We start from the raw sequence: 12,013 nt of genomic DNA, 5'->3' as shown, positions 1-12,013 counted from the left end.
GAATAAATACTTATTATGTTTCTATAATATACTCGAAAGCCTGTTAGTATCAGCTATTTGAAATGAAAAATTTATCGCATTTTATTAATAACTATTGTCTATTTCATTACCTCTATATAAAACCATGTTTATATTGAGATTTTTAACAGAAAAGTTAATTTTGATGAACAAATTGCAACATATCGTTTGATTAAAATTTGCAGTCAATCACATAATAATTAACACTTCGTAATATAGGAAAAACAGCTGACTATGAAGCTCATAATGATTATTTGCATGATTTTTTTATCAGTCTTCTGTAGCGATGCCACTGCTGGAGAATTGAATCAAAAATTAAGTAATTTTCCTGAGTGGGAGAAGTTGAATTCCGTACAACCTGCGGTTGGAGACTTAATTTATCCCGAATGGATGAAGGGGGAATGGGAAGTAAAAAGTACCTTAGTAGATTTAGTTGCCCCGTTAGCACCAGATATTGTGACACCGGGCTTTGAAAGTAATCGTCAGTATCTTAACCAACCAATTAGTTTTAAAGTTAGATTTATCGATCAATCAAAGTTGAAAAACCTCGCTCCGTCCTATCGGACACCAAAGTTGAAAAACCTCACCCCGTCCTATCGGACACCCCTCTCCTTATTAAGGAGAGGGGAAAAAGAAGATGTTACTTCTCAAACACCCCTCTCCTTTACAAGGAGAGGGGCAGGGGGTGAGGTTATTATTGCCGATAGAGCTTACAACGGATTGAACTTAGCCCGAGCAGTTTTGGGTGAGAATACAGTTAAAGCAGTTAAAGTAGATCCCAATTCTCCCAATCGACAAATTACATTTTTACGCAGTGAATGTAATCAAAGAATTAATTGCGATCGGCAGTTAGTATCCATTGTCAAAAACCGCGCTACAGAAAATACCGCAGACGGTAAATTTATTACAGCAGAAGTATTTGAACAGCTATTTAAAGGTAGTTCGGTACCGTACATTAATACCGTTGAATCAACTACGGCATATAGGCAATTATCTAAAGTATCTTCATTGAATCTGGCAATTGAAGCGAATCAAGTTACAGCAGTTTATCTTTCATCCCAAGATCCAAATTATTTTAAAGCAGTTAATAAACCAGTTGCTTTATATAAATATCGTTTGGAATTTTTTCCTATAGACAAAGGGTAATTGGTAGTTGGTAATGGGTAATTATTAATGGGGAACAACAATACAATATTTATTTGTTTATTTAATAACTTTTACTCCTAACCCACTTATCAGATTACGTATAAAAACTTCTTTGATTCTTTCCACTCTTCCCTCTCTAATTCAATAGCTAATCTTCTAGCCACAGGAGAATAGTTACTAAGTCAAGCTTTTTTGTAATCTAAAATTTGATATTCCATAGAAAAGATTCCCCAAGTATTCACCAAAAGGGATTGACATGGGAGAAAACTGTCGTCAAGTTGTTTCAAAAGTTAAGAATTAACTTGAACTAGTTCCGACTTCTGTAGTCGATAATTCGGTTTCAGATGGGGGACTACTCGGTAATTCCAAACAATATCCAGCACCGTATACGGTTTTGATATAGCGGGGATGGCGAGGATCTGGTTCTAACTTGGTTCTCAAGTGTCTGACGTGAACCCGGATGGTTTCAATATCATCGTCTGGATCGTAACCCCAAACTTCTCGAAGAATTTCGCTCGGAGAAACCGTTTGCCCGTGACGTTGCAGCAAGCAGTGAAGTAATTCAAATTCTAAATGAGTTAACTTTACAGTTTGAGCAAACCAAATAGCCTCAAATCGCTCGGGAACTAAAGTTAATGGCCCATAATTGAGAATTTCGCTGTGTTTTGCTGCTTGAGGTATGCGATCGGTACGTCTAAGTAAAGCTCGAACCCGCGCTAACATTTCTTCGACTTCAAAAGGCTTGGTGAGATAATCATCCGCACCAGCATTAAAACCTTCGACTTTATCTTGGGTTTGACTTAAAGCGGTTAACATTAGAACCGGAATATCAGCAGTACGCTCATCTCTACGCAAGCGCTGACATACGGTAAATCCATCAACCTTGGGCAACATCAAATCCAACATAATTAAGTCGGGCTGTAGCTGGAGTGCTAAAGCCTGCCCTTTGATACCGTCTTCAGCTTGGCTAACATCGTAACCAGCCATCTCTAAATTAACGGCTACCAACTCGGAAATGGCTGGATCGTCATCTATGACAAGAATTCTCGGCATTATAAAGTAATTGTTACTGGGTGTTAAGGTAAGTTAAGAATCTTTGGAAAATACAAAGATTGCTTTAATGATTATAAAAAAAATTTTAAATATAACATAAACCTTAAAATTAAAATATTCTTAAACAACCTACAAACTAGACAGAATATCTTATACAATGCGTGCTTTAGCCTACAATCCACCTTGGTTTTTACGAAACGGCGTGCTAATGACTATTGGTGCAGCGTTGTGGGGAAAAAAGAATTGGGAAACGACTCTCAACCTGCCGGAGCCTAATTATCAAGAACAAATATTTACCGGCGCACGGGAAGTTCCTATATTTGGCTTAGTAGCAATTCCGGAAAATCCTCGCGGCACTATTATAGGAACCTACGGCATTATCGGCGATTTAGAAGAAGAATGGTTTCTGAAAATTTTAGGACGTAAAGCCTACGCCCAAGGTTATGCGGTAGTATTATTTGACTGGCGTGCCCACGGTAAAACAGCAGAATTATCGCCGACTTTAACAAGCGATGGTTTGTACGAAGGAGAGGATTTTGTTCGCATCGCAGCAAAAGCCTTATCAATGGGATGTCCCCCAAAATTTTGGTTTACAGGATTTTCCCTGGGAGGGCAGTTAGCGTTATGGGCAATTAAAGCAGCGCTAGACTCCACCAAAGATTCAGAAATTGGTATTAAAGAAAGCGATATAGCTGGTGGTGCGGTTATTTGTCCCAGTTTAAATTCCAATCCTTCCCTGAAATATTTAACAAGTTATCCAGTAGGTAGATTTTTAGAACAAAGAATTGCCAGAGCATTGAAAAAACTGGCATGGAAAATTCACGATTCTCATCCAGGCAGTTTAGATCCCGCAGCAATAGAAAGAGCAAATAGTATATGGGGGTTTGACAATGAATTAGTCATAGAAAAATTAGGCTTTCCCTCAGTAGAAGCTTACTATGAAGCAAGTAGCGCCTTACATGTCATACCCAGTCTTTCCAAGCGAACCCTAATAATTTACGCCGCAGACGATCCATTTTTTGCACCATCTATCATGCCAGAATTACAAGTAGCCTGCGCCCAAAATCCAGCTATAGACTTAATGCTGACTCCATACGGCGGACATGTTGGTTATTTAAGCAGCAAGCAATGTCAGAAAGAATACGGGGATAGCGACCCTTGGTGGGCATGGAATCGGTTTTTGGAATGGATTGAGAGGGCGTAGAGGGGGGAGACAAGGAGACAAGGGGATAAAAAATCCATCACTCTATGACTCCACGATCATCCTTTACTCGCTAATCGCTACTCGTTACTCCTCACTGTTCACTGTTCACTGTTCACTGTTAACTGCTCACTGTTGACTGTAAAATGTGGTTAAAAGCACCGACGAATATAGAATTATTATCTAACCAAGTTCATATTTGGCGAGAAAATCTCGACAATGCAAAACCATTATTGGAAGAATTTACTCAAATTCTTGCGGAAGATGAGTTGGTTAGAGCAAGAAGATTTCATTTTGAGCTACATCGGCAGCGTTTTATTGCCGCAAGGGGTATTCTTAGAAGTATATTGGGTCGTTACTTAAATATAGAACCGTCTAAAATCAAGTTTGGTTACGAGGCTCATGGGAAACCATTTTTAGATGGAATTACAGAACAACAATGGAATTCTAGTCATTGCGACGTAAGGAAGCAATCCCACAATTCTGATTTATTACAAGTAGCGAAGTCTTCTTCCGAGTCAAATTTCAACAATAAAAATCTTAATTTTAATGTATCTCACTCAGAAAACTTTGCGCTGTATGCAATAGGTTTAAATAATTCTATTGGTGTTGATTTAGAATGCATTAATTCCAAAACCGATGTAGTTTCTTTAGCTCAAAGATTTTTTTCACCAAGGGAATTTGCTGTAATCGAATCTGCTCCTCAAGAACAACAGCAGCAATTATTTTTTCGCTATTGGACTTGTAAAGAAGCTTATTTAAAAGCAACTGGAACGGGATTAAAAGATTTGCAAAAAGTTGAAATTTCTTTAACAGCAGAACAACCTGCTGAGTTAAATATTCCAAATATTTCTGGTGAATGGAGTTTGTTGGAAATGCAGCCTTTTTCTGATTGTGTTGCGACAGTTGCTTTTACTGGTAGAGATTTACAGTTTAAATATTGGGATTATTGATATTGCTTTTGTAGTGCGTTTTGCATCCAGTACTGTTAGCTGTGAATCATAGGAAAAGTTGCGGTTTGCAGAAGCTACTGGTTTTATATGTAATGTCAAACAAGAAATTGAACTTGTTGCTGCTCAATCTATATCTTTTACAACAAAACAATTATCTGAGTGCAGCGCAGCCAATACTTAATAGCATAGGTTACTTGGCACTTTTCTGACTTCTGCTCAATATCGCTTACCGGAGCGATCGCACATACGTTGATATATCGCAGCTTGTTATCTAAATTCAAATCTTTCCATAACTTTGCTTTAACCATCTCAGCTTTCTCAGAAAACTCTTACCTTAAGCTCAGAAACCATTCATTCAAGCCTCAGAGTCATCCGCGATATTAGTAATTAAGCGAAAGGGAAACAAACGCACAACACTTTTATCAAGGAGACTTCAATCATGAAATTCAATAAATTAGCTGGCTTGGGAATTGCATCAGTTGTATTATTCAGTAGCGTCGGTTCGGTAATAGCTAATTCTGGAGCTGCTGAAGCTTCTCCTGCTTTTAAAAGAAATAGAACTACAAGAGTTGCAACTAAAGCTAATTCAATCTTGGCATCCGGTAGGTTTGTTAAACAGGAAAAAGCCACCACTGGTAGAGCAAGAATTGTAAGTATCAACGGTAAACGTTACTTAGAATTTGACAGAACATTTCGTAGTGGTGAAGGTCCCGATGTCAAAATAATTTTACACCGCAACAGCAACATACCTCTAAATATCAAAGAAGGTAATTATATTACACTCGCTCCAATTAAAAGTTTTCGAGGCGCTCAACGCTACGCAATTCCTGAAAATATTAACCTTGCTGACTATAAATCTGTAGGAATTTGGTGCGAAGAGTTTAATGCTACTTTTGGTTACGCTCCCCTACAATCGACAATTGCGACTGCTAACTCTATTAAACCCATAGCATCCGGTAACTTTGTTAAACAAGAAAAAGCCACTAGTGGTAAAGCAACAATTGTCAATATCAACGGCAAAAATTACTTAGAATTTGATCGAGCTTTCAGTAGTGGTGAAGGTCCCGACGTAAAAATAATTTTACACCGCAACAGCAATATACCTCTAAATATCAAAGAAGGAAATTATCTTACACTCGCTCCCATCAAAAGTTTTAAAGGCGCTCAACGCTACGCAATTCCTGAAAATGTTAACCTCGCTGACTATAAATCTGTAGGAATTTGGTGCGAAGAATTTAATGCTACTTTTGGTTACGCTAGCTTGCAAAATGTCTAATAAAAATGTAAAGACGCTACACAATACTGCGTCTCTACAAAAACATTTTTACCAATTACCAATTACCAATTACCAATTACCGTCCAACACTCCTAGGATCTAATGCATCTCTTAATCCATCCCCAAGCAAATTAAATGCAAGTACGGTAAGAATAATTACTGTGGCAGGAGGCCAAATTAACCAGGGTTGCAATACTAAAATCGAAGCATTAGTCGCTAGTGATAGCATGTTACCCCAAGAAGGATCTGGTTGCTGAATTCCCAAACCAATTAAGCTTAGTATTGCTTCGGCACCAATGAAGCTGGGTATAGAAAGAGTCGCCGAGATAATAATATAGCTTGCAGTTTGGGGTAAAACGTGGCGAAGGATAATATATAAAGGTTTAGCCCCCATTGCTCTTGCTGCTTGCACAAATTCTCTTTCTTTAATTGATAGTACTTGTCCGCGAATTACCCGCGCTAAACCAGCCCAACGAATAAAAGAAGTAATTAAAACAATCAACAAAAAGCGTTGAGTACTGCTTAATCCTGGTGGCAAAACAGCACCTAAGGTTACCAAAAGATAGATACTCGGGAAAGTCATTAATACTTCCACTACCCGCATAATTATCGAATCCGTCCACCCGCTAAAGTAACCGGAAATTCCGCCAACTAACATACCCAGTGGGAAAGAAATCGCAACACCTAAAATTCCGATAAATAAACTGATACGCCCGCCATATACTAAACGGCTAAATTCATCCCTTGCTTGATCGTCGGTACCTAAAAGATTGAATCTTGTATCGTTAGTAGTACCAAATAAATGTAAATTTAACGGAATACCGGGAAATATAGTCACCTCATTCCATTTTGGCGGTAGCGGTAAACTAAATTTAAACAGATTGTATTTGGAACCTTGTACAAACAAACCAAGAGGAGAAGGTTGGCTGTAATCTATAATAATTTCCCGTTCACCAGTTTCTAAATTCGTATCTCCCTGAGTAGTCGGATACACGTGAGGACCGATAAACCTTCCTTGTTGATTATTTAAATATACGCGAGTTGGTGGCAATAAGGAACCATTTGGCTGCGAATAGTAAGGGTCATAAGGTGCGACAAAATCAGCGAAAATTACCGTTATATAAAAGATTATCAGTAAAACTGCCCCAAATCGCGCTAAAGGATTTTTCTTGAGTCTTTGCCACCAGTTCATAATTTATACGAGGTTTATACGAGTTAGTTGATTATGAATGTTAAAGCACACATTATTCTTTCTGAATTATAAAACCTGAATATATTTAATAAATCTTAATATTTAACCGGGATAATGAAATTGAACAAGTTGCGACTGTATTAAAGTGAGTTGGTGAATTGGCTATAAATTTATGGCTGCACAAAACTTAAATATATTCCCACATCCTCGACTCGATGAAATTCAACATTACACGGCAATTCGTTTAGGATGTGATATTGATAATTTAAAAAATTCTGGTAGCGTTATTCTTTCAGCAAAACCGAAGGCTTATGAAGATTTTATGGAACCTTCATCCCTCGAAGAAGCCGATATTATCTCCTTGGCTCAAATGGATGATTGTTCAATTATTCGTAAAAATCCGCAAGAATCCGAGGCAGTTAAGAAGATATTAGAACAAGTAGATTGTAGTAAAAAACTGTCACCAGAAGATTTTTTACAATTTGAGAATGTCAAGCAAAATGGTTATGAAGAACCTTATTTTTATCTAAACCCTAAAGATTTTCAAGTATTCCCCGATTCAAACGTAATCCAATTATCAAAAGAAAATCCCGAGCATGTTGCAATGGTGGCAAGTCTTCATGAAACAGTAGAAGAAAAAATGCGTTGGTTTTCAGAAATTGACCATCCAGTCGTTTATGGTTATATGCTAGACCAAAAAATTGTCGGAATAGCAAGCCATTTTCTGTTTGAATCCTCAGAGTTTAAAGTCGCTGCTGGGGGAGTATTAGTTAATCCCGAATATCGTCGCAGAAATATTGGAAAAGCAGTTGTTTCAAAGATTTGTGAATGGGCATTGCAGCGAGATTATATTATAGAGTGGAGTTCCTGGGATAAAAATATTGCATCAATTGCTTTAGCGAAAAGTCTTGGTTTTAAGCAATTTTTATCAGAGTATGAATTTTCAGTTAGTTGACTGTACTCATGTGTGTTTATTTTTCATTTATTCTTTAAGATATTGCAATGCTTCTTTCTTCAACAAAGCAAAAATCTTTAAATCGTGAAATCCACCTTTCCAAAAACCATGTTCTCTTAAAACACCTTCTTCTACAAAACCATTATTTTCTAACAGTTTCATAGAAGCAATATTTTCTAACATTACCGTTGCTGTAATACGATTCAATTCCATCTTTTTAAATCCGAATTTTATCATAGCAGTCAACGCTTCTGTCATAATTCCCTTTCGCCAATAAGCTTGAGAAAGTTCGTATCCAATTTCCGCTTGAAAGCTTTTTTGCACCCAATTATGAAAACCACAAGTTCCGATAATAACATTGTCTTCTTTTTTCGCAATTCCCCAGCGAATCATCTGTTGACTGTGAAATTTATGGTAAAAGCTAGCGATTATATTCTTTGCTTGTTCGATATTTGTAAAGGCTTCTAAATCGTGATATCTCAAAACTTCTTTGTCTGAAAAATGTTTAAATATTGCTTTTGCGTCAGACTGGTTTACTTGTCTTAATAATAAGTTTTCTGTTTCTAGTTCCGGGAATTGAGATAACATTTAATTTAAGCTTTATAAAATTAACAATTTTCTGAGTAGTAATAAAAAAAATTATGATAACTATCATGCAAATGATAATTATAATACTGGAGACGTAGCATTTCTACGTCTCTACATTAGTGACAGTTTTACTTTTAATTAATCGAATGTAACTACACTGCGAATTGATTCACCTTTATGCATCAATTCAAAACCTTCGTTAATCTTTTCTACTGGCATTACATGAGTAATTAAATCGTCGATATTTATCTTTCCTTCCATATACCAATCAACAATTTTCGGAACGTCAGTTCTTCCTCTAGCGCCACCAAAAGCCGAACCTTTCCAAACTCTTCCGGTTACTAATTGAAACGGACGAGTACTGATTTCTTCTCCGGCACCAGCAACGCCAATAATAATACTTTCTCCCCAACCTTTATGACAGCATTCTAAGGCTTGACGCATTACTTTTACGTTACCAATACATTCAAAAGTATAGTCGGCTCCACCTTTAGTTAAATCAACTAAATAAGGAACTAAATCCCCTTCAACTTCCTTGGGATTAACAAAGTGCGTCATCCCGAATTTTTCTGCTAATTCGCGTTTTGCAGGATTGAGATCTACGCCGATAATCATATCGGCACCTACCATTCTCGCTCCTTGAATGACGTTTAAGCCAATACCACCCAAACCGAAAACTATAACTTTTGAACCTGGTTCGACTTTGGCGGTGTAAATAACAGCGCCAATACCCGTAGTTACGCCGCAACCGATATAACAGACTTTTTCAAAAGGAGCATCTTCACGAATTTTGGCAACAGCAATTTCTGGTAACACCGTGTAGTTGGAAAAAGTTGACGTACCCATATAGTGATAAAGTTGCTTATCACCCATAGAAAAACGACTGCTACCGTCGGGCATCAAGCCTTTACCTTGGGTACTGCGAATAGCTTGACAAAGGTTAGTTTTCAAGCTCAAACAATATTCGCATTGACGGCATTCGGGAGTATAAAGAGGAATCACATGGTCCCCTTTTTTAAGGCTGGTAACACCTGCTCCCACATCTACAACAACCCCCGCGCCTTCATGCCCCAAAATAGCCGGAAACAAACCTTCAGGATCTTTACCGGAAAGCGTATAGGCATCCGTATGACAAATCCCACTGGCTTTAACTTCTATCAATACTTCGCCAGCTTTTGGTCCCTCTAGCTGAACTGTTTCAATACTTAATGGCTTACCTGCTTCATAAGCCACTGCCGCTTTAACTTCCACTTGTCACCCTCTTGTAAATTTTGGTCAATCTTCTTTATTCGAGTTTATAGCCCTGTGAGGAATTGGGCATAGGGCATTGGAGAGAGGGGGAGAGGGGGAGAGGGGAAGAATAAATAATTTTTCCAATTACTCATTACCAATTACCAATCCTTAATGCCCCATGCCCTATTACCAATTACCAATTCCCCATGCCCATCGAATATTATATATAGTTAAAATATCTGTATTTATTATTGAATGCTTATGAACCCTGCCCTAACTAAATTTGGCGCTCAAATGTCTAAACTTACCGGCGTGAGAGCGATTATGAAGGATATTAATGAAACTTTACGCGCTGGTAAAGGGCAGGAGTTGATGAATTTGAGTGCGGGTAATCCGTTGATTCTACCTGAGGTTGAACAATTATGGCGCGATTGTACTGCGGAGCTTTTAGCTAGTCCGGAATATGGTGAAGTTGTTTGCCGCTATGGTTATTCTAAAGGTTACTCGCCGTTGATTGAAGCTGTTACGAAAGACTTTAATAAACGCTACGGTTTAGAGCTTAACGAACGCAATATTTTAATTACTCCTGGCAGTCAAACACTTTATTTCTACGCTGCAAATGTTTTTGGCGGCTATACCACTAGCGGCGAACTGAAGCAAATTGTTTTTCCTCTAAGTCCTGATTATACTGGCTACGGTGGAGTTAGTTTAGCTCCCGAGGCGTTATTTGCTTATAAACCAACTTTAGACATTGATACGACTGCCCATAGATTTAAATATCGTCCTGACTTCAGCAAATTATCGATTACCGAAAAAACAGGTTGCGTTTTATTCTCTCGTCCCTGCAATCCTACAGGTAATGTTGTCACCGAAGAAGAAGTGAATAAAATTGCTTCAATTGCTGCACAATCAGATGTTCCAGTCTTAATTGACTCGGCATATGCGCCTCCTTTCCCTGCTTTGAACTATACCAATATGACACCAACTTTCGGTGAGAATATATTGCACTGCATGAGTTTATCAAAAGCGGGATTACCTGGGGAAAGAGTTGGTATTGCCATTGGTAGCGAAAAACTAATTGACGCTTTAGAGTGCTTCCAAGCAAATGTTAGCTTGCACTCATCCAGATACGGACAAGCTATAGCCGCTCGTGCCATAGATTCTGGTAAATTAGCACATATCAGCGAAAACGTAATTCGTCCTTTTTATAAAAACAAATTTACTGTTCTAGAAACTACTTTAGAATCAGCAATGCCAAATGATTTACCTTGGTTTCTCCATCTTGGTGAAGGAGCTATTTTTGCTTGGATATGGCTGCAAGATTTACCTATAAGCGACTGGGAATTTTATCAGCAACTTAAAAAGGTAGGTTTAATAGTTGTCCCCGGAAACTCCTTTTTCCCCGGATTGCGAGAAGAATGGCAGCACAAAAATCAATGTTTCCGCGTCTCGCTCACCGGTAGCGATGAAGAAATAAAAACTGGAATGCAGCGTTTTGCCAAAGTTGCTGAAGAAGTTTATCGCAACGCTACTGTAGCTGCTTAAGGAGTTACTTCCTTCATGGTAGAAGATTAGCTATTGAATGAGAGGGGGTAGAGGGGGTTAGAGGGGTAAAAAAAGGAGTTAGGAGTTAAGAATTAGGAATTAGGAGCAGAAAATTTTACTTTGACCTTTGACCTTTAACCTTTAACCTATTAATTGGTAACTGTTCGCTGATAAGTGATAACTGAAAATGGATGGTTGGTTGGAAATTGGTAAAATTGTTGCGCCTCAAGGCATGAAGGGTGAATTGCGGGTTTATTCGGATACGGATTTTCCCGAACGCTTTGAAAAGCCTGGTAAGCGTTGGCTGTTGCGTGAAAATGCAACGGAACTGCAAGAGGTGGAGCTAGTCAAAGGACGTTTTCTTGAAGGCAAAAATCTTTATGTGATTCAACTCGCTGGTGTAAATTACCGCGACGAAGCTGAAGATTTACGGGGTTGTAAGTTAGTTGTACCTGAAAGCGATCGCCCTGAGTTGGGTGAAGATGAATATCATTTAATGGATTTACTGGGTGTATCTGTCTTTATGCAAGATGATGGAGAACTGATTGGTACTGTAGTCGATTTGATTAATGCTGGCAACGATCTGCTAGAGGTTCGTTTGAAGAGAGAAGGGTTAGAAGAAAGACAAGAGGGAAAAAATTCTAAAACCCAAAAGCATAAGAATGTTTTAATTCCTTTTGTCAAAGAAATTGTTCCTGTAGTTGATTTGGAATCCGGCAGAATCGAAATTACCCCACCAATTGGTTTGTTGGAAATCAATTAATTTTGCAGATTTTATTTGTCTAACTGCGAAATACTCTTGTAAGTATAGACTGACCTCACGAATATAAACGATTATTAGAGTTTAACTTTA

General features: G+C 38.1%; 12 protein-coding genes. 7 read left to right on the top strand and 5 right to left on the bottom strand.

The window, feature by feature from the left end:
• The first annotated feature begins 252 nt into the window (after window positions 1-252).
• On the top strand, window positions 253-1,164 hold the full coding sequence (locus RIV7116_RS09805) for a DUF6816 family protein (RefSeq protein WP_015118142.1): 912 nt from the start codon (window positions 253-255) through the stop codon (window positions 1,162-1,164).
• 297 nt (window positions 1,165-1,461) lie between these two features.
• Here the strand turns inward: RIV7116_RS09805 and RIV7116_RS09800 are convergent, their stop codons facing one another.
• Entirely contained in the window at window positions 1,462-2,217 is a 756-nt protein-coding gene (locus tag RIV7116_RS09800; protein WP_015118141.1) for a response regulator transcription factor, read from the bottom strand.
• 157 nt (window positions 2,218-2,374) lie between these two features.
• On the opposite strand from RIV7116_RS09800, the gene RIV7116_RS09795 reads away from it, so the two are divergent.
• Both RIV7116_RS09795 and RIV7116_RS09790 read left to right on the top strand, forming a co-directional pair.
• Complete coding sequence (locus tag RIV7116_RS09795; RefSeq protein WP_015118140.1) at window positions 2,375-3,421, top strand: YheT family hydrolase; 1,047 nt, start codon at window positions 2,375-2,377, stop codon at window positions 3,419-3,421.
• 143 nt (window positions 3,422-3,564) lie between these two features.
• Window positions 3,565-4,371: a 4'-phosphopantetheinyl transferase superfamily protein gene (locus tag RIV7116_RS09790; protein WP_015118139.1), complete on the top strand. Its 807-nt coding sequence runs from the start codon at window positions 3,565-3,567 to the stop codon at window positions 4,369-4,371.
• Between the two features lie 137 nt (window positions 4,372-4,508).
• Here the strand turns inward: RIV7116_RS09790 and RIV7116_RS35755 are convergent, their stop codons facing one another.
• Entirely contained in the window at window positions 4,509-4,679 is a 171-nt protein-coding gene (locus tag RIV7116_RS35755; protein ID WP_157229271.1) for a hypothetical protein, read from the bottom strand.
• Window positions 4,680-4,810: 131 nt separating this feature from the next.
• Here RIV7116_RS35755 and RIV7116_RS34480 point away from each other — a divergent pair, with 131 nt between their 5' ends.
• Window positions 4,811-5,647, top strand: coding sequence for a DM13 domain-containing protein (locus RIV7116_RS34480; protein ID WP_015118138.1), 837 nt, complete (start codon window positions 4,811-4,813; stop codon window positions 5,645-5,647).
• Window positions 5,648-5,723: 76 nt separating this feature from the next.
• Here the strand turns inward: RIV7116_RS34480 and RIV7116_RS09780 are convergent, their stop codons facing one another.
• Window positions 5,724-6,839 carry an ABC transporter permease gene (locus tag RIV7116_RS09780; RefSeq protein WP_015118137.1) on the bottom strand — a complete coding sequence of 372 codons (1,116 nt, stop codon included), beginning with the start codon at window positions 6,837-6,839 and terminating at the stop codon, window positions 5,724-5,726.
• A gap of 172 nt (window positions 6,840-7,011) precedes the next feature.
• Here RIV7116_RS09780 and RIV7116_RS09775 point away from each other — a divergent pair, with 172 nt between their 5' ends.
• Entirely contained in the window at window positions 7,012-7,794 is a 783-nt protein-coding gene (locus RIV7116_RS09775) for a GNAT family N-acetyltransferase (RefSeq protein ID WP_015118136.1), read from the top strand.
• Window positions 7,795-7,821: 27 nt separating this feature from the next.
• Here the strand turns inward: RIV7116_RS09775 and RIV7116_RS09770 are convergent, their stop codons facing one another.
• Together RIV7116_RS09770 and RIV7116_RS09765 are read right to left on the bottom strand one after the other, a co-directional pair.
• The gene (locus RIV7116_RS09770) at window positions 7,822-8,382 is read right to left on the bottom strand and encodes a GNAT family N-acetyltransferase (protein ID WP_015118135.1); all 561 of its coding nucleotides are present in this window, start codon (window positions 8,380-8,382) and stop codon (window positions 7,822-7,824) included.
• A gap of 138 nt (window positions 8,383-8,520) precedes the next feature.
• Window positions 8,521-9,633 carry an S-(hydroxymethyl)glutathione dehydrogenase/class III alcohol dehydrogenase gene (locus RIV7116_RS09765; protein ID WP_015118134.1) on the bottom strand — a complete coding sequence of 371 codons (1,113 nt, stop codon included), beginning with the start codon at window positions 9,631-9,633 and terminating at the stop codon, window positions 8,521-8,523.
• 243 nt (window positions 9,634-9,876) lie between these two features.
• Here RIV7116_RS09765 and RIV7116_RS09760 point away from each other — a divergent pair, with 243 nt between their 5' ends.
• Both RIV7116_RS09760 and rimM read left to right on the top strand, forming a co-directional pair.
• Window positions 9,877-11,160 (top strand): valine--pyruvate transaminase, encoded by a 1,284-nt coding sequence (locus RIV7116_RS09760; RefSeq protein ID WP_015118133.1) that lies wholly within the window; start codon window positions 9,877-9,879, stop codon window positions 11,158-11,160.
• 187 nt (window positions 11,161-11,347) lie between these two features.
• A complete protein-coding gene (gene rimM, locus RIV7116_RS09755) occupies window positions 11,348-11,923 on the top strand; it encodes a ribosome maturation factor RimM (protein WP_015118132.1) in 576 nt (191 codons plus the stop codon).
• The last annotated feature ends 90 nt before the right edge of the window (window positions 11,924-12,013 follow it).

This window comes from Rivularia sp. PCC 7116 (assembly GCF_000316665.1).
Lineage (GTDB): Bacteria > Cyanobacteriota > Cyanobacteriia > Cyanobacteriales > Nostocaceae > Rivularia.
Note: the sequence above shows the minus strand (reverse complement) of the source record. Positions and strands in the feature narration are given on the sequence as shown.

Bases quoted from the DNA above. Each gene is read 5' to 3' on its own strand.
- RIV7116_RS09775 (WP_015118136.1), top strand. From the start codon at position 7,012: ATGGCTGCACAAAACTTAAATATATTCCCACATCCTCGACTCGATGAA.
- RIV7116_RS09795 (WP_015118140.1), top strand. From the start codon at position 2,375: ATGCGTGCTTTAGCCTACAATCCACCTTGGTTTTTACGAAACGGCGTG.
- RIV7116_RS09760 (WP_015118133.1), top strand. From the start codon at position 9,877: ATGAACCCTGCCCTAACTAAATTTGGCGCTCAAATGTCTAAACTTACC.
- RIV7116_RS34480 (WP_015118138.1), top strand. From the start codon at position 4,811: ATGAAATTCAATAAATTAGCTGGCTTGGGAATTGCATCAGTTGTATTA.
- RIV7116_RS09780 (WP_015118137.1), bottom strand. From the start codon at position 6,839: ATGAACTGGTGGCAAAGACTCAAGAAAAATCCTTTAGCGCGATTTGGG.
- RIV7116_RS09770 (WP_015118135.1), bottom strand. From the start codon at position 8,382: ATGTTATCTCAATTCCCGGAACTAGAAACAGAAAACTTATTATTAAGA.
- RIV7116_RS09790 (WP_015118139.1), top strand. From the start codon at position 3,565: ATGTGGTTAAAAGCACCGACGAATATAGAATTATTATCTAACCAAGTT.
- rimM (WP_015118132.1), top strand. From the start codon at position 11,348: ATGGATGGTTGGTTGGAAATTGGTAAAATTGTTGCGCCTCAAGGCATG.
- RIV7116_RS09800 (WP_015118141.1), bottom strand. From the start codon at position 2,217: ATGCCGAGAATTCTTGTCATAGATGACGATCCAGCCATTTCCGAGTTG.
- RIV7116_RS35755 (WP_157229271.1), bottom strand. From the start codon at position 4,679: ATGGTTAAAGCAAAGTTATGGAAAGATTTGAATTTAGATAACAAGCTG.
- RIV7116_RS09805 (WP_015118142.1), top strand. From the start codon at position 253: ATGAAGCTCATAATGATTATTTGCATGATTTTTTTATCAGTCTTCTGT.